The 18,983-nt window shown below is 27.5% G+C and carries 23 protein-coding genes; 15 read left to right on the top strand and 8 right to left on the bottom strand.

Annotated features, from left to right (window positions below; all coding sequences use genetic code 11):
- Positions 1 to 9: 9 nt before the first annotated feature.
- On the bottom strand, positions 10 to 2,628 hold the full coding sequence (gene polA / locus ACYQ1U_RS03795) for a DNA polymerase I (RefSeq protein ID WP_459884493.1): 2,619 nt from the start codon (positions 2,626 to 2,628) through the stop codon (positions 10 to 12).
- Positions 2,629 to 2,671: 43 nt separating this feature from the next.
- Between polA and ACYQ1U_RS03790 the strand changes: the two genes are divergently transcribed.
- Entirely contained in the window at positions 2,672 to 4,780 is a 2,109-nt protein-coding gene (locus tag ACYQ1U_RS03790; RefSeq protein WP_459884491.1) for a WD40 repeat domain-containing protein, read from the top strand.
- Here the strand turns inward: ACYQ1U_RS03790 and ACYQ1U_RS03785 are convergent.
- The 3 genes from ACYQ1U_RS03785 to ACYQ1U_RS03775 are packed head-to-tail and all read right to left on the bottom strand — an operon-like array spanning position 4,733 to position 5,970.
- The gene (locus ACYQ1U_RS03785) at positions 4,733 to 5,326 is read right to left on the bottom strand and encodes an NTP transferase domain-containing protein (protein WP_459884489.1); all 594 of its coding nucleotides are present in this window, start codon (positions 5,324 to 5,326) and stop codon (positions 4,733 to 4,735) included. The genes ACYQ1U_RS03790 and ACYQ1U_RS03785 overlap by 48 nt on opposite strands.
- A gap of 3 nt (positions 5,327 to 5,329) precedes the next feature.
- Positions 5,330 to 5,803 (bottom strand): cyclic pyranopterin monophosphate synthase MoaC, encoded by a 474-nt coding sequence (gene moaC / locus ACYQ1U_RS03780; RefSeq protein WP_459884486.1) that lies wholly within the window; start codon positions 5,801 to 5,803, stop codon positions 5,330 to 5,332.
- 20 nt (positions 5,804 to 5,823) lie between these two features.
- The gene (locus tag ACYQ1U_RS03775) at positions 5,824 to 5,970 is read right to left on the bottom strand and encodes a hypothetical protein (protein ID WP_459884483.1); all 147 of its coding nucleotides are present in this window, start codon (positions 5,968 to 5,970) and stop codon (positions 5,824 to 5,826) included.
- 94 nt (positions 5,971 to 6,064) lie between these two features.
- Between ACYQ1U_RS03775 and ACYQ1U_RS03770 the strand changes: the two genes are divergently transcribed.
- Positions 6,065 to 6,637, top strand: coding sequence for a coiled-coil domain-containing protein (locus ACYQ1U_RS03770; RefSeq protein WP_459884480.1), 573 nt, complete (start codon positions 6,065 to 6,067; stop codon positions 6,635 to 6,637).
- Here ACYQ1U_RS03770 and ACYQ1U_RS03765 read toward each other — a convergent pair.
- Positions 6,634 to 7,434, bottom strand: a complete 801-nt coding sequence (locus ACYQ1U_RS03765) for a ferritin-like domain-containing protein (RefSeq protein ID WP_459884477.1) — start codon at positions 7,432 to 7,434, stop codon at positions 6,634 to 6,636. The genes ACYQ1U_RS03770 and ACYQ1U_RS03765 overlap by 4 nt on opposite strands.
- A 38-nt stretch (positions 7,435 to 7,472) precedes the next feature.
- Between ACYQ1U_RS03765 and moaA the strand changes: the two genes are divergently transcribed.
- The 11 genes from moaA (at position 7,473) to ACYQ1U_RS03710 (ending at position 14,748) form a co-directional block, all read left to right on the top strand.
- On the top strand, positions 7,473 to 8,429 hold the full coding sequence (moaA, locus tag ACYQ1U_RS03760; protein ID WP_459884475.1) for a GTP 3',8-cyclase MoaA: 957 nt from the start codon (positions 7,473 to 7,475) through the stop codon (positions 8,427 to 8,429).
- A 236-nt stretch (positions 8,430 to 8,665) separates the two neighbouring features.
- Positions 8,666 to 8,866 carry a hypothetical protein gene (locus ACYQ1U_RS03755; RefSeq protein WP_459884473.1) on the top strand — a complete coding sequence of 67 codons (201 nt, stop codon included), beginning with the start codon at positions 8,666 to 8,668 and terminating at the stop codon, positions 8,864 to 8,866.
- Entirely contained in the window at positions 8,859 to 9,653 is a 795-nt protein-coding gene (locus ACYQ1U_RS03750; RefSeq protein ID WP_459884470.1) for an SIR2 family NAD-dependent protein deacylase, read from the top strand. Before ACYQ1U_RS03755 ends, ACYQ1U_RS03750 begins: the two co-directional genes overlap by 8 nt.
- Positions 9,654 to 9,677: 24 nt before the next feature.
- Positions 9,678 to 10,073 carry a hypothetical protein gene (locus ACYQ1U_RS03745; protein WP_459884468.1) on the top strand — a complete coding sequence of 132 codons (396 nt, stop codon included), beginning with the start codon at positions 9,678 to 9,680 and terminating at the stop codon, positions 10,071 to 10,073.
- Entirely contained in the window at positions 10,070 to 10,426 is a 357-nt protein-coding gene (locus ACYQ1U_RS03740) for a gamma-glutamylcyclotransferase family protein (protein ID WP_459884466.1), read from the top strand. Before ACYQ1U_RS03745 ends, ACYQ1U_RS03740 begins: the two co-directional genes overlap by 4 nt.
- 49 nt (positions 10,427 to 10,475) lie before the next feature.
- Positions 10,476 to 11,123: a response regulator transcription factor gene (locus tag ACYQ1U_RS03735; protein WP_459884464.1), complete on the top strand. Its 648-nt coding sequence runs from the start codon at positions 10,476 to 10,478 to the stop codon at positions 11,121 to 11,123.
- Positions 11,116 to 12,234: a sensor histidine kinase gene (locus ACYQ1U_RS03730; protein WP_459884461.1), complete on the top strand. Its 1,119-nt coding sequence runs from the start codon at positions 11,116 to 11,118 to the stop codon at positions 12,232 to 12,234. Before ACYQ1U_RS03735 ends, ACYQ1U_RS03730 begins: the two co-directional genes overlap by 8 nt.
- Before the next feature lie 41 nt (positions 12,235 to 12,275).
- Positions 12,276 to 13,187, top strand: a complete 912-nt coding sequence (locus ACYQ1U_RS03725) for a DUF2202 domain-containing protein (protein WP_459884458.1) — start codon at positions 12,276 to 12,278, stop codon at positions 13,185 to 13,187.
- Entirely contained in the window at positions 13,184 to 13,975 is a 792-nt protein-coding gene (locus ACYQ1U_RS03720) for a DUF4405 domain-containing protein (RefSeq protein ID WP_459884457.1), read from the top strand. The genes ACYQ1U_RS03725 and ACYQ1U_RS03720 overlap by 4 nt, the downstream gene beginning before the upstream one ends.
- Positions 13,965 to 14,120, top strand: a complete 156-nt coding sequence (locus ACYQ1U_RS03715; RefSeq protein WP_459884454.1) for a hypothetical protein — start codon at positions 13,965 to 13,967, stop codon at positions 14,118 to 14,120. The genes ACYQ1U_RS03720 and ACYQ1U_RS03715 overlap by 11 nt, the downstream gene beginning before the upstream one ends.
- A 10-nt stretch (positions 14,121 to 14,130) precedes the next feature.
- Complete coding sequence (locus ACYQ1U_RS03710) at positions 14,131 to 14,748, top strand: DUF2202 domain-containing protein (RefSeq protein WP_459884452.1); 618 nt, start codon at positions 14,131 to 14,133, stop codon at positions 14,746 to 14,748.
- 80 nt (positions 14,749 to 14,828) lie between these two features.
- Here ACYQ1U_RS03710 and ACYQ1U_RS03705 read toward each other — a convergent pair whose 3' ends face one another.
- The 3 genes from ACYQ1U_RS03705 to rpsT form a co-directional block, all read right to left on the bottom strand.
- Positions 14,829 to 15,287, bottom strand: a complete 459-nt coding sequence (locus ACYQ1U_RS03705) for an NUDIX domain-containing protein (protein WP_459884450.1) — start codon at positions 15,285 to 15,287, stop codon at positions 14,829 to 14,831.
- Positions 15,288 to 15,517: 230 nt separating this feature from the next.
- The gene (gene prfA, locus ACYQ1U_RS03700; protein ID WP_459884448.1) at positions 15,518 to 16,585 is read right to left on the bottom strand and encodes a peptide chain release factor 1; all 1,068 of its coding nucleotides are present in this window, start codon (positions 16,583 to 16,585) and stop codon (positions 15,518 to 15,520) included.
- A 239-nt stretch (positions 16,586 to 16,824) separates the two neighbouring features.
- Positions 16,825 to 17,100: a 30S ribosomal protein S20 gene (gene rpsT, locus ACYQ1U_RS03695; RefSeq protein ID WP_459884446.1), complete on the bottom strand. Its 276-nt coding sequence runs from the start codon at positions 17,098 to 17,100 to the stop codon at positions 16,825 to 16,827.
- A gap of 90 nt (positions 17,101 to 17,190) precedes the next feature.
- Here rpsT and glmM point away from each other — a divergent pair, with 90 nt between their 5' ends.
- Positions 17,191 to 18,513 carry a phosphoglucosamine mutase gene (gene glmM, locus ACYQ1U_RS03690; RefSeq protein ID WP_459884444.1) on the top strand — a complete coding sequence of 441 codons (1,323 nt, stop codon included), beginning with the start codon at positions 17,191 to 17,193 and terminating at the stop codon, positions 18,511 to 18,513.
- A gap of 14 nt (positions 18,514 to 18,527) precedes the next feature.
- Positions 18,528 to 18,983: a signal peptidase II gene (lspA, locus tag ACYQ1U_RS03685; protein ID WP_459884442.1), complete on the top strand. Its 456-nt coding sequence runs from the start codon at positions 18,528 to 18,530 to the stop codon at positions 18,981 to 18,983.

Raw genomic sequence — 18,983 nt, 5'->3', positions numbered from 1 at the left:
CAATTGATGTCATTTAAGTTCTCCCCATCTTTTTGCAAAACTAATTCCAACTTTTAGAGGAATTTTTAGTTTAACACAGTTTTGCATAATTTTTTGATAATTTAGGGCTTCATCTTCATTTTCAACTTCAAAAATCAATTCATCGTGAATTTGAAGAACCATTTTTGATTTTGGAAAAGCTTTTTTTATATCAATCATAGCTTTTTTGATAATATCGGCAGCACTACCTTGAAAAATAGTATTTACTGCTTCTCTCTCAAACGCTGCAATAGTTCTTGCGTTAGCTGAGGCAAAGTTAAAATATCTTCTTCTTTTAAATAATGTTTCAACATATCCATTTTCTCTTGCTGCTATTTTTGAACGTTGTATAAAATCTTTTACAGTTGGAAAAGAAGCAAAATATTTTTCAATAAACTCTTTAGCTTCTTTTGTTGATACGTTAATGGTTTCAGATAGTTTTTTAGGACCCATCCCATAAATTAGACCAAAATTTATAGATTTTGCAACAGATCTATACTCTTTAGCATAATCTTTACCAAAAATTTTAATAGCAGTTTCTAGATGAATATCTTTATCATTTAAAAATGCATTTATTAAGTTTTCATCTTCACTAAAATGTGCTAACAGTCTGAGCTCTATTTGAGAATAATCAAGACTAACAAAAAGTTTATCAGTAATAAAAGCATTTCTTATATTTATTTCAGTTGATGTTGGAATATTTTGTAAGTTAGGATTTTTACTTGAAAGTCTTCCGGTTGCAGTTCCTGTTTGAAGAAAATGAGTATAAATTTTATGGTTTTTGTCTTTTTTTGCATATTCTTTTAGAGGAATTATGTATGTACTTAAAAGTTTATCAAGTTTTCTATATTCAAGAAGTTTTGGGATTATTGGATGAGTGTTTTTTAAAGAATTTAATACCTTTTCATCTGTTGAATATCCAGTTTTTGTTTTTTTCTTAACAGGTAATTTTAATACTTCAAAAAGAATATGGGCTAATTGTTTTGTACTTTTTATGTTAAATTCGCTGCCAGATAAAGAATATATCTCTTTTGTTAACTCTTCAAGTTTTTGAGTTAGTTTAACTTGTAATTTCTCAAGATAATCTGTATCAACTTTAATTCCTTCTTTTTCCATGTCAATAAGTATGCTAATAAAAGGCATTTCAATATTTTCAAAATCCCACTTTGTAGCTTCAGGTAATTTCTCTTTTAATTTTTCAAAAAGTTTTAAAGTAATAATTGCATCTTCAGCTGCATATTTGGCTGCTGTTTTTATGTCAATATCACCAAAATTTTGATTTTTTCCTACAATTTCTTTATACTTTATATTTATATGATTTAGATATCTTTTAGCTACACTGTCAAGTCCTACAGGACTATCAGGGTCAAGTAGCCATGCAAGTATCATAGTGTCTGCAAGAGGAGGGTTAGCATATATACCATAATCTCTTAACATTTTAAAGTCAAACTTTAAATTATGTCCTATTACTTTTTTAGATAAAATTTCCTTGATAGCTTTAAGTGCTACTTTTTCATCAATTTGTTTAGATACTCCTAAATAAAAATGGTTTATTGGAACATAATAGGCCTTATTGTCTTCAAAAGCAAAGCTAAACCCTATTATTTTTGGGTTTTCAAGAGAATCAGTTTCAGTATCAAAAGCCACTATTTTATCATTAATTTTGTCAATTGTCTCAAATAGTTCTTGTTCATCTTCAATTATTACTGTTTCAAATTCTATCTTTGGTTCTTTTGTTTTTACAAAAAGTCCATCTTTTTTTACTCTTTCAATTATAGAATTGATATCTAAATCAATTAATTTATCAGCTACTTTTAGTATAGGGTTAATTTCAGGATATTTAAATTCTTCAAGGTTAATTTCATTATTAAAAAGATTAGTCTTTAGTGTTACAAGTTCGCGGCTTAAAAATGCATTTTCCCTGCCCTCAATCAGTCTTTTTTTTACAGCTCCTTTTATTTCATCAATATGCTCGTATAAATTTTCTAATGTATGGTACTCATTAATTAGTTTAGCAGCGGTTTTTATTCCAATACCTTTAACTCCTGGGATATTATCACTACTGTCTCCAACTAGTGCTTGAAAATCTTTAAAGTACTTTGGATGTACGCCAAACTTTTCAATGCATCCTTTTTCATCAATTTCTGTTTTTTTAATCGGATCAAAAATTACTATTTTTCCATCATCTATTAGTTGATACATATCTTTGTCGTGACTAACTATTTTTACTTTTATACCTTTAGATGCAGCTTTTTTTGCAAGACTTGCAATTATATCATCACTCTCAAATCCTGGAACTTCAATAAGTTTAAATCCCATTTCTTTAATTAAATCAATAGCAATAGGCAATTGAATTTTCAAGTCTTCTGGAGCTTCAGGGCGGTTTGCTTTGTAATCTTTAAAAATTTCTTTTCTAAAGGTTTCTTTTTCTTTGCTATCTAATGTGAAGACTATGTAATCAGTTGGAAAATCACGTCCAAGACTTGCAATAAAGTTCATAAAACCTGTTATCATTCCAGTAGGGATGCCTTTTTTACTTTTTAGAGGAGGAAGTGCATAGTAATTACGAAATAAAAATCCAAAAGTGTCGATTATGATTAAAGTAGGCATTTTTTACCTTTTTTTGTAAAATGTTATCATAAAAGGAGAGATTTTGGATGTAAAGAAAATCTTAAATATTAAAAATCCTGTAAGCTTAGTAAGATATGTTGATGGAAAAGTAGGAATAATTGATAAATTAAATACTTTTAGAATATATGATGCTAATGATTTTAAACTTTTAGGAGGATTTAAGGTCTCTTTACCTGAGAATAATCCTCTTGAAAATAGTATAGCAATTTCTCCTAAGGGTACATATCTTGCAATTCCAATAAAAGGAAAGAATAAAACAACTATCTGGAAAATAAAAGAAAAAAAACTTTTACATACTCTTGGTTGGCACAAAGGTGAGGTTTTATGTGTAAATTTTGATTTTGATGAAAACTATTTGCTTACAGGTGGGATGGATGGAAGGGCGTATTTATGGTCTGTTGAACTTGGTAAGATGGTAACTTCACTTCCACCTCATCCAGATTATGTAATTTCAGGTGCTTTTAGTAAAAACTCTCTTTGGACTGCTACTGGTAGTTATGATAAAATGTTAAATGTTACAAATATTTCTTCAATGAATATTTCTTTTAGAAAAAAATCTCACAGGGGTGCTATTACTCAAATAAAGTTTTTAAAACACCAAAGAATGGTAAGTGGTGATAAAACAGGTGAGCTTATTGTATGGGATTATACAAAAGGTAAAGTGATTTCAAGACTTCAAAGTGTTGCTGATATGGTGATTGATTTTGATTTTGATGAAAATGAAGAGTTTATGTTTGTCATAACAAAAGATAAAAATGTGTATTTGTATGATTTAAAAAATTATGAATTAATAAGTGAAAAATTTATAAAAATAAATGAGCTTCCAAGTTCTATTTCATATGTGGCAGAAAACTCAACTCTTTGGATAGGCACTCTTGGAGGAAGTGTATATATTTTTGATATTTATGAAGATAATAAAAAATTAAGTGATGCTATTTTAAAAAAAGATTATGCTAAAGCGTATGAGATAGTAAAACAAAATCCATTTTTAATAAGGACTGAAGAGTATCAAAATTTAGAAAAGACATGGGAAAAAACTATAACAGCTGCTTATAAACTTATGGAACAAGCTCAATATGATAAAGCAAGACAATTATTAACTCCTTTTTTAGCTGTTCCTCAAAAAAGAACTATTATTCAAAATATTTTGAATGATTTTTCTGAATTTGAAAAGTTTAAAACAGCAGTTATAAAAGGAAAATATCCGCTTGCTTATTCACTTGCAACTAAGTATCCATCTTTTAGGGATACTGCTTATTATAAAAAAATTGAATCAGATTGGAAAAAAGTTTTTAATAAAGCAAAAGAACTTATAAGAATAAAAGGAAAAGAAGATAGAGTAAGACAACTACTTGCTCCATTTAGAGGAGTGTCTCAAAAAACTCCTTTAATTCAATCTCTTTTTAATGATAAGCAACTTTTTAGTTTGTTTAGATCATTCTTAATGAAGAGAAAGTTTGAAGAATTTTTTAGGTTAGTAGAAAAGTATCCTTTTCTATATGAAACTCCAGAGTATGAACAAGCTTTAAAGTTTGGTGAGAGATTAAAAGATGCAGCTATAAAATCTTTAAAGAATGGAAAATTTAAAGAATCAATGGAATATGCCGAAATGCTTAAAAAATTTCCTAAATATAAAGAAGAAGCCGAAGATTTTATTAAAAAGAGTAATATTTATTCTTCTTTTTTAAATGCACTAGCTAATAAAGAATATGATTTAGTAGAAAAGATGGTTAGTGAAAATGCATTTTTAGAAGATAGCGACGATTATTTAATGTTTAAAAGAATGACTACTGACAAATTTAAACAAGCAGAAAAAGAGGCATTAAGCGGTAACATCGATAAAGTTTCTACTATTTTGAATGATTTGCTGCATTCAAGTATTTATAAGCACAGAGCTGAGCAAATTATAAAATCAGCTTATTTAAATCAGTTATTAAATGCTGTTAAAGACAAAGAAAAAATTCAAAAAGGAGTAAATAATTATATTTCGTATTTTGGATATGATAATGAAATAGAAGATATTATAAAAAAAGCAAAATTTTATAAAACTGAACCGATTATTAAATCACTTGAAAAGAGTAGGTTAATTGACTTTGATAATCTTCCTAAATTTATTTGGGAGGAGAGTTAAATCTTCTTTTTTATTTATATTTATTGATTCATTTTTAATTTTAAGGCATCTTTTATTAATTCCGGAGATTTTTAAGGTATTTTTATTAAAGTTTTTTAACATAGTGTAATCATAATAACCAATTAGCGGATTTTCACAAGCTACTACTTTTTTTAAGAGAAGTTTTTTTAAAGTTTGTGGTTTTACTAATGGTGTATCAATATTTATTACAAAAACTTTTTTGTGTTTTTTTATAATTTCCTTTAACGCAAAAAAAGGAGCATATTCTTTTGATTTTTCTATAAAGAATGGATAATTCTTAAATTTTTTTTCTTTTGCTACAAAATAAACTTTTTTAAAAACACTTTTACATAGTTTGTATTGATGTTTATAAAAAACTTTTGCTTTATCACCTCCAAACCTACTTGATTTGCCTCCTGCTAAGATAAAACAAGGAATATCTGATAAGTATAAAGTATAAGGTGTAAAGTGTAAAGTTTTTGATAAATTAGAACTTGGCCACTTAGCCACTTGGCTACTTTTTACTTTTAACTTTTTACTTTTCATTTTCTACTTTTCACTTCTTTTGAACTCTCCTGATTTTCCTCCGGCTTTATATTCAAGTTTTATGTCATCTATTATCATTTCTCTATCGATTGCTTTTGCCATATCATAAATTGTAAGAAGTCCAATACTAACTGCAGTTAATGCTTCCATTTCAATTCCAGTTTTTGAAGTTGTTTTTGCAGTTACTATTAATTTAAATCCATCATCAATTTCTTCGATATCTACATCTACTCCATCAATTAGTATGTTATGGCACATTGGAATTAATTCACTAGTTTTTTTACTTCCCATAATTGCAGCAATTATGGCAGTTTGAAGTACAGCTCCTTTTTTGGTTTTTTCTTCTAAAATAGCTTTTTTTGTTTCTTTTTTCATATGAATTTTTCCACTGGCTATTGCAATTCTTTTAGTTTCTTTTTTATCACCTACATCTACCATTTTAGGATTATGTTTTTCATTTATGTGAGTTAAATTCATATTATGCCTTTTTTGTAAAATTATAACCATTTTTTTATATTAAAATGCAATACGCTCCAAAGAATTGAACCTACAATAAATCCTAAAATAAATGGTAGCTTTAATATATTAAGTATTATCATAGTTAAAATTAAAGAAATTATTAATGCTAATATATCTTTTTTCAAAATTATCCTTTTATTAGAAAAGTGTTGTAGCATTTTTAAATTTTTAATAAAATTATATGTAAATTCTGATAAAATATCATTAAAAAGGGAATAAATGAAAAAAATAATTCTTATTGCATTTATAGCAACTTCTATAATATTTGCAGCTTCAAATGATGACATCAATAAAAAACTTGATTTATTACTTCAAAAAATAGAACAATTAGAAAGAAAGGTAGATAAAAAAGATAAAGAGATAGAAAAATTAAAAGAAGAACTACATAAACAACAAAAAGAACTAAAAAAACAAGAAGAAAATACTAAAAGAGAGTTTGCTATTAAAAGCTGCAATAAAATTAAAGTACTTTCTTTAAATTATAAATATCATGATGAAATAATTCCTTATTATACACTTAAAATTATTTTAAAAAATGAGTATCCTGAAGGTATAAAATATATGAGAGGTTCTCTTTTTGCAGAGGATAAAGATAGAGTAAAAATATTGCAAGATTATATAAGTAGAGAAGTTAATTTTCCAAGAAACTCTAAAATTATTATAAACAAAAAACATATTGTAGGAAATGAACTTGAAAAATATTTAAAAGATGAAAAAACAGAAAATTTAAATATTTATTTTGAGCCAACAAGAATAGAATTTCAAAATGGAAAAATCTTAGAGTGTAATTAACACTCTATTTTTTCATTTAAAATTTTGAGTTCTTTACAAGTAAATCCAGCTTTAAGACGAGCTGCTACATTTAAATCTTTTTTCTTCCAATCTTTAAAAAAGTTATCAATTATCTTAAAATATGTCTGGATTGGCTCTAAATTTTGGCGAGCACATTCCCATTTAAACCACTTATCACCTTTACTTACATGCGGAATTTCTTCTTCTAAAATGACTAAAAGTGAATTTATTACCTCTTTTGCAAAAGGATCGTTTGATTTTTCAAGTTTTTTTATAATCTTTTTGTTTGCATCAAGTCCATTTGCTTCATACCATCTTGGAATAATTGCCATACGACTTAATAGGTCCACAGTTTTCTGACTTGCTTCAAATAAAGAGTTATGTACAGGAAAATCTCCATAAGTAAAACCAGTTTTTTCGAGTAAATTATTCATCATTTTAAAGTGCCTAATTTCATCATCTACAACTTCTAACCAATCAAGATAAAACTCTTTTGGCAGATTTCTAAATCTATAACAAGCATCAAGTGCTAAGTCAATTGCAGAGTATTCAATATGAACAATTGCATGAAGAAGTACTGCTTTTTTTTCTGGTGTTTCGAAACCTCTGCGTCTTGGAACTTTTGCTGGGTGGACAACTTTACAAAATTTTGAATAACTAGGAGTTTTAAATATTTTAGGTTTTTCATCTGATTTGAAATCAAAATTATCAATATTTTTGTACATTTCATAAAACATTTCGAATTTTTGTGGTATATTATCACAAGTTATTATTGATTCTAAGGTTTTAAAAAACATTAAAAAACCCTTTTTTGAAATTATATCAAAGGAACAGGATGCTTATTGATTCATATAATAGAACAATAGATTACATAAGAGTATCAGTTACAAGTAGATGTAACTTTAGATGTCTTTATTGTATGCCAAACACTCCTTTTGAATGGGAGCCACATGAGAATATTTTGAGATATGAAGAGATGTTTGAGTTTTTGCGCCTTGCAATTGATGAAGGTGTTAAAAAGATAAGAATTACAGGTGGTGAGCCACTTTTAAGAAAAGATTTAGATGTATTTGTAAAAATGCTTTATGATTATAAACAGAGCTTAGATTTGGCTCTAACTACAAACGGGTATTATCTAAAAGAGTATGCTAGAAAGCTAAAAGATGCAGGACTTAAAAGAGTCAATGTTTCTCTTGATTCATTAAAGCCAGAAGTTGCAGCAAAAATTGCTCAAAAAGATGTTTTAGATAAAGTAATTGAAGGAATAGAAGAAGCAATAAAAGTAAATCTTAAAGTAAAACTAAATAGCGTAATAATGAGAAATATAAATGATGATGAAATTTTAGATTTATTAGATTATGCAAAAAGTAAAAATGTTACAATTAGATTTATTGAGTTTATGGAAAATGAAAGAGCATATCCGGGAATTAAGAGAGTTGATGCAAAAAATATATTAGACAAAATTTCAAAAAAATATAAGTTTGAAAAAAAAGAAAAAAAAGCTGAAGCAAGTGATTATTATGAGCTTGAGGACGGATATGTATTTGGAATTATAAAACCGCATGATGATGAGTTTTGTAAAAGTTGTAATAGGATTCGCTTGACTGCTGAGGGGTATTTAATTCCATGTCTTTTTTTTACTGAAAGTTACAATATAAAAGAAGCTATTAGAAAAAATGATATAAAAAAAGCTGCGGAAATCTTAAGAGATGTAGTAAGAAATAAACCTGAAAAAAATGACTGGCAAGAAGATGAAGTTAGTACAAGAGCATTTTGGGAAACTGGAGGGTAATAATAAATGGAAAATGGAAAATTAAAAATGGAAAATGGAGAAAGCGGGGTCCCCGAAAAATCGCTAGATTTTTTGGGGTGCAGAAGGAGAATTGAGAATGCGAACAAAGTGTGTAGGGGTTAGTAAGGGTTAGTAGGAGTATTAAAGGTAGTAGGGGTTAGTAATATTTTTATTACCTCTAAAACCTTTAAAACCTCTAATACCTCTAAAACTAACTCAGAAAGTGAGGTAATATAATGAAAATTAAATATAGAAAAAATGAAAATTGGGGAATGATAAGTTTTAGAACGATTTATTTAGAAGAGATAGAAGAGATGATACGAGAAAAACTTAAACAAAAAGAAAATATTGATGTAGATATTTTGGATATAAAGATTGAAATAGATGATGAAAGTTATATAGTGCATGTTTTTTATGCAAGGGAAGTAAATGAATGAAATAAAAAAAGCAGCTGATATTATAAAAAAATCAAAGTATCTTTTAATAACTGCTGGTGCTGGAATGGGTGTTGATAGTGGACTTCCGGATTTCCGTGGAGATGATGGGTTTTGGAGAGCTTATCCTGAAGCTCGGAAGCTTGGATTAAATTTTCAAGCACTTGCAAATCCTACCTGGTTTGATATAAATCCAAAACTTGCTTGGGGCTTCTATGGTCATAGACTAAACCTTTATAGAAATACAAGTCCACATAGAGGGTTTTACATTCTTAAAAATTTACCTCAAGATAAATTTGTTTTTACTTCAAATGTAGATGGACAGTTTCAAAAGGCAGGATTTTTAGAAAATCAAATAGTTGAGATTCATGGAAGTATTCATTATTTACAATGCACTGAGCCTTGTTCGGATGATATTTGGGAGAATAATGAAGAAATTATGGTAGATATAGAAAAGTTTGAAGCTAAAAACTTTTTATATTGTAAACACTGTGGGAAAATTGCAAGACCAAATATTTTAATGTTTGGAGATTTTAAATTTGTAGACAATAGAGTTGATAAACAGGTTAGTAGATTTAATTATTGGCTAAGTCAAATTGATGATGATTTAGTAATTATTGAGATAGGAGCGGGTAAAGCTGTACCTACTGTTAGAAATATGAGTGAGAGAATTAGAGAACTTTTCGGTGCAAAACTTATTAGAATAAATCCAAAAGAGTCAGATGGTGCTGATATTGAAATCAAACTTCCTGCACTAAGTGCCTTACAAGAAATTTATAAATTTTTATGATACAATTTGTAAAAAAGGATAAAGATGAAAAAGTTTTTGTTTATTAGCAGCTTAGCGATTGCAGCAATGGCTTTTAATATAGTAGATAATAAAAATTATAAGTGTGAAACAGTCGGAATTAGTTTTAATGATGGAAATCAAACAAAAAATATTCCAGTAACTGAAAAAACTAAGCCTCTTTTAGAAAAAACTTTAAATACTTTTTTTAATATTGAAATAAATAAAAATAAAGACATAGTAAATGTAAAAGTAGGAAAAGTAAGTGAAAGTTTAAAATTTACAGGCAAATGGAAAGATTTTGATAGGTATGAAAACAATGTTTCGAGTGTAATATTTATGCCTGATAAAAATCCTGAGTCAAATAATTCTGCTTTAATTATTCCAGGTGAGAGATTAGTTATCTACTATAATTGCAAATGATTGTATTTGTTTATGGTAGTTTAAAAAGAGAAAAAAAACTTGCGTTTTATCTCAAAAACGCAAAGTTTTTGGGAGAGGCTTTTACATGTGAGAAGTATCCTTTAATTCTTAGTAAATCTGGTTGGTATCCATACTTAATAGATAAAAAAGGGAGAGGTCATTTTATAAAAGGAGAAGTCTATAAAATAACTCCTAGACTTTTAAAAATCCTTGATAGAGTAGAAGAGGTGCCTTTTTATTATAAAAGAAAAAAAATCTGCATAAAATTAAATGGAAAAACTTTTAGTGCTTTTGCTTATTTTGCCGTAAAAAATTATAAATTTATAAAAAAAGATTTGTTAAAAGAATTTTAGTTTATTTTACGTTTATAAAAATTAGTTATTCTTTAAAAAAAGGCTAAAGATGAAAGTTCTTTTAGTAGAAGATGATATTGACTTGAATGAAACAATAAAAGAATATTTAGAAGATTTTTTTGAAGTAACAAGTGTTTTTGATGGAGAAGAAGCAATTAAAGAGGCGTATGAAAAAAATTATGATGTTATTATTTTTGATGTAAAACTTCCAAAAGTTGATGGGTTTAGTGCAGTAAAAGAGATCAGGAAATTTAAAAATACACCTATTATTTTTTTAACATCACTTGATAGTGAAAAAGATGTTGAAGAAGGTTTTTTAAGTGGTGGTGATGATTATATAAAAAAACCTTTTTCTTTAAAAGAGCTAAAATATAGAATTGATGCTATTATTAAAAGAGTTTATGGTGATAAAAGTGTTGTAAAACTAAAGAATGGATTTGAATTTGATTTAAATAATTTAGAATTAAAAAAAGATAGTGAGCTAATTCATCTAAAGCCAAAAGTAGCTGAGCTTTTGAAGTTTTTTATACAAAATAGAGGAAAAGTTGTAAGTAAAGAAAAGATTTTTGAATATCTTTATGAGTTAGAAGAACCAAATGAAATGTCTCTTAGAACTTTTATAAACAATTTAAGAAATATTTTAGGAAAAGAATCAATTGAAACTATAAAGGGTATAGGATATAAATTTGTTGGCTGAGAAAAAAGCACTTAGGAGATTTTTATTAATTTATATTATTTCCACTATTTTATTAGTAGGAATTGGTGAGTGGTTTTATTATAAATTTTCGTACAAAAATATAATTGAAAGCGAAATTAAGTCAATAGAAACAGAAATAAAGTTTTTTTTAGAACAAAACAGAGGAATGATTATAAAAATAATAAATTCTGAATTTACTTATTCAACAAATTTAAAGATTGCTATATATAAAAATAAAAAATTAATATATTCAAACTTTCATCCTAAAAAAGTATATTTTGATAAAAAGTTTTGGATTGAAGACAATCATATTTATTATAGATATGAAATGATAAAAATGTGGGGAAGAATAGATATTGTGGCTCAAAAATTACTTAATAAAGAAAAATTTGATTCTTTACATAGAGCTTTGTTGATATTTAATATTTTCTTTTTGTTTTTTTTAATTTTTATTTCTTTTTGGTTAGGAAGAGTATTTTTAGCTCCTATGAAAGAGGTTATAAAAAGTTTAGAAGACTTTATAAGAGATTCGACTCATGAAATGAATACTCCTATTAGCGTAATTCTTACGAATATTGAAATTATAAAGGAAAAACCAAATAAAAAAGCTATAAAAAGAATAGAAAATGCTAGTATGAGACTAAGTAAAATTTTTGAAGACTTAAAATATATAAGGTTGTATCATAAAAAGAAAAAAGAGTTAAAAAAGATTGATTTAAAAGAGCTTATTTCTAGGAGGATTTTAGTTTTTGAAACTCAGATTGAAAATAAAAACTTAAAAGTTGTAAAAAATTGTGAAAATTTTGAAGTAGTTTTTGATGAAGAAGATTTAATTAGAATTATTGATAATTTACTTTCAAATGCAATTAAATATGCTCCTAATAATTCAACTATTGAGATTAAACTTAAAAAAGGAAAATTTTGTATAAAAAATATTGGTGAAATTAAGAATATTGAAAACATTACAAAAAAATTTGTAAGAGAAGAAAGAAGTGAAGGTGGTTTTGGGCTTGGACTTTATATTGTTAAAAAAATAGCAGATGAATATAAAATTAAGTTTGAAATTAGAAATATAGATAAAAAAGTTGAAACTTGTTTATATTTTGTTTAACTTCACCCTTTATAATTTTAAAAACATTTAAGGAGGGTGAAATGAAAAAATTATTAAGTGCATTAGCTTTAGGAGTTTTGATAAGTAGTGCTTATGCGAAAGCACCAGTTGAAAGTTATGTATTAAATTTACCTAAAGAGAGTTTATCAAAAGCTGAAATTAAAGATTTATTACATATGAGAGAAGAAGAAAAATTAGCAAGAGATGTTTATTTGACATTGTATAAAAAATGGAAATTACCAGTATTTAAAAATATCTCAAGAAGTGAAAGTTGGCATATGCATATGGTTAAATTACTTTTAGATAAGTATGGTTTACATGATCCAGTTGAAAAAACAGGAGATAGGATAGGGATATTTGAGAATAAAAAGCTTCAAAGTCTTTATAACGAATTAGTTGAAAAAGGATCAATTAGCTTAAAAGACGCTTTGATTGTAGGAGCTACAATTGAAGATTTAGATATAAAAGATCTAAAAGAAGCTATCAGGAGAAGTAATAATAAAGATATAGATTTAGTTTATCAAAATCTTGAAAAAGGCAGTCGACATCATATGAGGGCTTTTGTTGGAATATTAAGAAGATATGGAGGGGATTATACTCCACAATTTATTTCTAAAAGTTATTTTAATCAAATTATAAGTTCAAAACACGAAATGGGAATGATGAAAAGTTCTAAGTACTACAATAGTGAGTTTTATGGAGTTGTTGAGAGAGTTTATACATTACCTGGTCTTAGAAAAGGTATTTATTGGTGGATGGCAGATGTAAAAACTAATAAAGGCACTGTAAAAGTAGCAATTGCACCTACTTGGGTTTTACAAAGTATCAATATAAGACCTGGAGATAGAGTAGAAGTAAAAGGTTATCAGGGAATGTATAGTTTTATAACTTGTGAAATAGAAGATAAAACAACAGGTTTTGAGTATAAAAGTAGATCGAGGAAATGTAGATGAGAAAATGGATTGATTTATTTTTATTCTACTCAACACTTATTATAATTATTAGTGGGATAGTGTTATACATAATGCCACACGGGCGTGTGGCTTATTTTACAGGGTGGAAATTTTTGGGTATTGATAAAGATGGATGGGATAATTTGCATGTAATTTTTGGATTTTTTTTGGTAATTGTTGCTGTTTGGCATATAGTTTTTAATTGGAGAGTTTTAAAGAAATATTTATTTCAAAAAGAGTCAATTTTTGCTCTTTTAATTATAGCTTTGGTATCTATTGGGACTATAAAGAATATTCAACCATTCAAGAGTGTAAGTGATTTAGAAGAGTATATTAAAAATTCTTGGGAAGTTTCAAAAAGTGAAATACCAATTGCACATGGTGAGCTTTTAAGTTTGGAAGAATTTTGTGCTAAACTAAATATCCCTTTAAATGAGGCTATTAAAAAATTAAAAGAAAAAGGTGTTCAATTTAATGTAAATGAAACTTTAAAGGAAATTGCAAATAAAAACAACTTAACTCCTGATAAGGTTTACGAGATAATAAAACCTAAAAAAAATAGTAATTCTCAAAATGTAAAGTTTATACCAGGAAGTGGAATTGGGAGAATGAGTCTTGATGATTTTTGTAAAAAATATAGTTGTGATGCAAATGAAGCTATTAAAATTTTAAAAGCAAAAGGAATAAATGCTAAAAAGACTCAAACTTTAAGAGAAATTGCTTTTTCAAATAATTTAACTCCAGTAGATATAGCTGAAATGATTAAAAAGGGCGAAAATGGACAATAAAAATTTATTAAAGATTTTAATTTTTATTTTTATACTAATTTTAATTTTTCCTTTTATTGAACATTTTCTTTTTTATATGTTTCATTTTGGATTTGGTGGTGGACATGGTGCTGGTATGAGAGGTGGTCCTTACTATTTTAGATAAAGGAGAAGTAATGAAGAAATTAATTATCTTTTTATTTATTGTGGTAAATCTATTTGCCTTAACTCAAAAAGAAAAAGAGGCTCTTATTTATATGTATCAAGAAGAGAAATTAGCAAAAGATGTTTATTATGTTTTATCTCAAATGTATCCAAATTTAAGAACTTTTCCACATATTTATAGAGCTGAGGTAATGCATCAAAAAGGTGTAGCAAATGTATTGAGTTATTATGGAATACCTCTTCCAATGCTTGGAGATGAAGTTGGAAAATTTAACAATCCTAATCTTCAAAAACTATATAATGAATTGATTTCGAAAGGTAAAAAGTCTATAAAAGACGCACTTGAAGTTGGAATAATGGTAGAAGTTACAGATGTTGAAGATTTAGATAAGTACTTAAATGAAGTGAGTTCATCTGATGTGGTAGCTTTATTTAAATTTTTAAGGGCAGGAAGTTATAATCACTATAATGCTTTTAATAATGAATTAAGATTAATAACAGGAAAAAGTGCTTGTGAGCTAATGGAAAAAAGATGGTGTCAAAATTATCCTTTTCAAAGAGGAATAGGGAGATATTATAGAAACTATTATTGGTTTCCTATGAAGCATTTTGGAGGTATGTGGAAATAAAAAAGTTTAAAAATATTATAAAGGTTGTAAAGGGTTAGTTATAATTTTTATAACCCTATACAACCTTTTAAACTTTTATTTTAAAAAGATTTTAAAAAGTCTTCTAAAATCTTTCTATGATCAAATACAAGTTTATTCCAAGGAATATCTTCAAGTTTTATGAGCATTACTTCTTTTGCATCGTCTCCAGCTCTAGGAAGTTTAGAAGCTTTACATATAAATACACAACTTGCTGTATGTACTCTTGGGTCTCGATTTGGGTTGGAATATACTCCAAGAAGTTTTTCTATTTTTATATCAAGATTTGTTTCTTCTTTCATTTCACGAATAAGAGCTTCTTCTGCACTTTCACCATAGTCTACAAATCCACCCGGCAGTGCATATCCAAAGGGTGGATTTTTTCTTTTTATAAGAACTATTCCAGAAAAAGTTGGGTTAAAAATTTTAATAATTCCATCAACTGTTAAAAAAGGCGTTGGTCTAATCCACTCAGGGATTTTTAGTTTTTTTGCTTCTTCGCAGATTTTTAATTGGCTCATTTGGTTTCTCCAAAATGAAATTTATTATTCAAAAACAAAAAACTTCAAGCTAAGTGCTCCATTTTACTTCGTAACGCTTAAATTTTGCAACGCTTTTCGTTTTTTGTTTTTTCATAAAATCAGTTTCAATCTAAATACTCTATTTTACTAAAATTAAATTCTCAATTCTCAACTCTTCCCAGCACACACTCCGTGTATGCCGGGCTGCCACATTCTCAATTCTCAATTAATTAAAGTCCCGCTTCTTTAAGTGCTTCTGCTTGGTAGTGCGCAATAAGAGGGTCTATTATTTCATCAAAAAGTCCTTCACTCATAATTTGTTCAAGCCTATATAAAGTCAAACCAATTCTATGGTCTGTGATTCTATTTTGTGGATAGTTATATGTTCTAATTCTTTCACTTCTATCACCACTTCCAACTTGGCTTTTTCTTTTTTCTCCAATTTCTGCAAGGCGTTCGCTTTCAAGTTTTTCATAAACCCTAGCTTTTAATATTTGAAGAGCTTTTTCTTTATTTCTTTGTTGAGAGCGTTCATCTTGCATTGATACAGTTATTCCTGTTGGTATATGTGTCATTCTAACTGCACTTTCAGTTTTATTAACGTGCTGACCACCAGCACCTCCTGCTCTCATTACTTCTATTTTAATATCTTTTGGGTCAAGTTCTATATCTATATCATCAACTTCAGGCATAACAGCAACTGTTACAGCTGATGTATGAATTCTCCCTTGAGACTCAGTAATAGGAATTCTTTGGACTCTGTGAGTACCACCTTCATATTTTAATCTAGAATAAGCACCTTCTCCTTTTATTAATAAAATAATTTCTTTATATCCACCTATATCGTTTTTAGATTCACTTACTATTTCTACTTTCCAACCTTTTTTATCGGCGTATCTGAGATAAGCTTTTGTTAAATCTCCTACAAATAGTGCTGCTTCATCTCCACCTGTTCCTGCTCTAATTTCAAGAAAAATATTTTTATCATCATTTGGGTCTTTTGGAAGGAGAAGCACTTTTATTTCTTCTTCTAATTGAGGCAATTTTTCTTCAATTTCTTTAATCTCTTCTTTTGCAAGTTCTGCCATTTCAGGATCTTCTAACATCATTTTAGCTTCTTCAAGATTATTTAATATCTCTTCATATTCTTTAGCCTTAGTAACGATTGGTTCAAGATTTCTCGCTTCTCGTGAGAGTTTTGTCATTTGTTTTATATCTTTTGTAATTTCAGGAGATGAAAGTTTTTCGTTTATTTCATTATATTTATCAACGAATGGTTTTAATTTATCAAGTAGCATTTTTTGCACCTTTAAAAATTTTTTTGAATTATACCATCTATATCAATTGAAAATGGAGAATTGAGAGTTAAGAATGAAGGATAAGTTCCAAGTTGCTAAGTTACAAGTTCTAAGTAAATAGAAGAGAATTAAACTAATATACAAATATACCAATATACAAATTTGTAAAATTTGCTTTGGGATTGGTATAAAAAATAACCAATATACCAATAGTAACAGGAGGGGAAATGGGAAAAAAATTAAGCGTTTTGTGGTTCGATTGACTTTACAAGATGATGAAGTCTGCTAATTTTTCTTCTTGCTGTATTTTTTTTCAGAATCCCTTTATTTACAAAGCTTTGAAATTTTTTGTTTGCTACTTTCCAGTAATTTAAAGCTTCTTCATAATTCCCTTCAGCAACAGCTTTTTCTACATTTTTTGTAATTGTTTTAATTCTTGTTCTATAGTATCTGTTTCTTTCAGTTCTTTTTTTTGTTTGTCTGATTCTTTTTTGAGCTGACTTTGTATTTGCCATTTAGTTCCTTTTTTTGAACCGTATTTTATAAAAATTTGTTAAAATTTGCAAATCAATATTTCATTTTTAAAAGGAAATAAAGGATTTGTAATGAAATTATTTGGAACTGATGGAGTTAGAGGAAAAGCAGGTGAAGTTATTACCCCGTTTCTTGCACTAAATCTTGCAATGGCATTTGGTGAGACTATTTCTAAAAAAACAGGAAAAATTTTAGTAGGAAAAGATACAAGAAGAAGTGGTTATATGATAGAAAATGCAATTGTAAGTGGACTTACTGCTATTGGATATGATGTGATTCAAATAGGGCCTATGCCAACACCTGCTGTTGCTTTTTTAACTGAAGATATGAGATGTGATGGTGGAATTATGATTAGTGCAAGTCATAATCCATATGATGATAATGGAATTAAGTTTTTTGATAGTGAGGGAAATAAACTCTCAGGTGATATTGAAAAAGAGATAGAAGATAGATATTCTAAAAATAGTTTTGAATTAAAAACAGGCAAAGAAATAGGAAAAAGTAAAAGAATTGATGATGTTATTGGGAGATATATTGTCCATATCAAATCTTCTTTTCCAAAACATCTAAATTTAAATGGTATTAGAATTGTAATTGATACAGCAAATGGGGCAGCATATAAAGTAGCGCCTACTATTTTTAGCGAACTTGGAGCTGATGTAATTACGATAAACAATGAACCTAATGGTTATAACATAAATCAAAATTCAGGTGCAATGCATCCAGAAATTTTAGCAAGTAAAGTCAAAGAATATAGAGCTGATATAGGATTTGCTTTTGATGGAGATGCAGATAGATTAGTAGTAGTTGATGAAAGAGGTGAAGTAATAGATGGAGATAGACTTTTAGGATCTTTAGCTTATTATTTACATAAAAAGAATCAATTAAAAAGTAATGGAATTGCAGTGACTGTAATGAGCAATGGTGCATTAGAAGAGTTTTTGAAAAAATATGGAATAAAAGTATATAGAAGTGCTGTTGGAGATAAAAATGTACTTGAAGTTATGAAAAAATATAATTTAAATTTTGGAGGAGAACAATCAGGTCATATTATTTTTAGTGACTACGCTAAAACAGGAGATGGATTAGTTAGCAGTTTGCAAGCAGTTGCTTATATGATAGAAACTCAAAAAAAAGCAAGCGAGGCTTTTAATTTATTTGAACTTTATCCTCAAGTTCAAACAAATATAAAAGTAACGGAAAAAATACCTCTTGAGAAAATTGATGGTGCAAGTGATATTTTAAAAGAAGTAGAAAAACAAGGGTACAGACATTTAGTTAGGTACTCTGGAACTGAAAACAAATTAAGACTTCTTATTGAAGGAAGAGAGAGTAAAAAAGCAAAAGAACTTTTAGAAAAACTCACAGAATTTTTTCAGAAAAAACTATCATAAGTGAAAAGTAAAATATGAAAAGTGAAAAGTTTTGGATTAAATTTATTTTGTTTTTTATTTTAGTTTTAGGAATAGACCAAGTAATAAAGTGGATATTTTTAAGTGGATTTGAGTGGCATAGTAAATGTATTTCTTTAATTTTAGCTTTAAATAAAGGTGTTGCTTTTTCTATGTTTGCTTTTTTAGGTGAGTGGCTGAAGTTTTTACAAGTTGGATTAATTGCATTTTTGCTTTGGTATTTTTATAGAGAAAAAATCATAAAAAATTTTCCTTATATTTCAGGAATACTTTTTGGTGCTGCTATTTCAAACTTAATTGATAGATTTTTAAGAGGTGGAGTGGTTGATTATGTATATTGGCATTGTGGTTTTGATTTTGCAATATTTAATTTTGCTGATGTTATGATAGATTTAAGTATTGTACTTTTTGCATATTTTTATTTTTTCAAAAAAAATGATAAAATTTCATAA

Source organism: Caminibacter profundus, assembly GCF_054657155.1.
This window is presented reverse-complemented; position numbering and strand designations above follow the sequence as displayed.

Bases quoted from the DNA above. Each gene is read 5' to 3' on its own strand.
- ACYQ1U_RS03705 (WP_459884450.1), bottom strand. From the start codon at position 15,287: ATGAGCCAATTAAAAATCTGCGAAGAAGCAAAAAAACTAAAAATCCCT.
- ACYQ1U_RS03785 (WP_459884489.1), bottom strand. From the start codon at position 5,326: ATGAAAAGTAAAAAGTTAAAAGTAAAAAGTAGCCAAGTGGCTAAGTGG.
- glmM (WP_459884444.1), top strand. From the start codon at position 17,191: ATGAAATTATTTGGAACTGATGGAGTTAGAGGAAAAGCAGGTGAAGTT.
- ACYQ1U_RS03740 (WP_459884466.1), top strand. From the start codon at position 10,070: ATGATTGTATTTGTTTATGGTAGTTTAAAAAGAGAAAAAAAACTTGCG.
- polA (WP_459884493.1), bottom strand. From the start codon at position 2,628: ATGCCTACTTTAATCATAATCGACACTTTTGGATTTTTATTTCGTAAT.
- ACYQ1U_RS03735 (WP_459884464.1), top strand. From the start codon at position 10,476: ATGAAAGTTCTTTTAGTAGAAGATGATATTGACTTGAATGAAACAATA.
- lspA (WP_459884442.1), top strand. From the start codon at position 18,528: ATGAAAAGTGAAAAGTTTTGGATTAAATTTATTTTGTTTTTTATTTTA.
- moaA (WP_459884475.1), top strand. From the start codon at position 7,473: ATGCTTATTGATTCATATAATAGAACAATAGATTACATAAGAGTATCA.
- ACYQ1U_RS03710 (WP_459884452.1), top strand. From the start codon at position 14,131: ATGAAGAAATTAATTATCTTTTTATTTATTGTGGTAAATCTATTTGCC.
- ACYQ1U_RS03755 (WP_459884473.1), top strand. From the start codon at position 8,666: ATGAAAATTAAATATAGAAAAAATGAAAATTGGGGAATGATAAGTTTT.
- ACYQ1U_RS03725 (WP_459884458.1), top strand. From the start codon at position 12,276: ATGAAAAAATTATTAAGTGCATTAGCTTTAGGAGTTTTGATAAGTAGT.
- ACYQ1U_RS03770 (WP_459884480.1), top strand. From the start codon at position 6,065: ATGAAAAAAATAATTCTTATTGCATTTATAGCAACTTCTATAATATTT.
- rpsT (WP_459884446.1), bottom strand. From the start codon at position 17,100: ATGGCAAATACAAAGTCAGCTCAAAAAAGAATCAGACAAACAAAAAAA.
- ACYQ1U_RS03715 (WP_459884454.1), top strand. From the start codon at position 13,965: ATGGACAATAAAAATTTATTAAAGATTTTAATTTTTATTTTTATACTA.
- ACYQ1U_RS03765 (WP_459884477.1), bottom strand. From the start codon at position 7,434: ATGTTTTTTAAAACCTTAGAATCAATAATAACTTGTGATAATATACCA.
- prfA (WP_459884448.1), bottom strand. From the start codon at position 16,585: ATGCTACTTGATAAATTAAAACCATTCGTTGATAAATATAATGAAATA.
- moaC (WP_459884486.1), bottom strand. From the start codon at position 5,803: ATGAATTTAACTCACATAAATGAAAAACATAATCCTAAAATGGTAGAT.
- ACYQ1U_RS03745 (WP_459884468.1), top strand. From the start codon at position 9,678: ATGAAAAAGTTTTTGTTTATTAGCAGCTTAGCGATTGCAGCAATGGCT.
- ACYQ1U_RS03750 (WP_459884470.1), top strand. From the start codon at position 8,859: ATGAATGAAATAAAAAAAGCAGCTGATATTATAAAAAAATCAAAGTAT.
- ACYQ1U_RS03720 (WP_459884457.1), top strand. From the start codon at position 13,184: ATGAGAAAATGGATTGATTTATTTTTATTCTACTCAACACTTATTATA.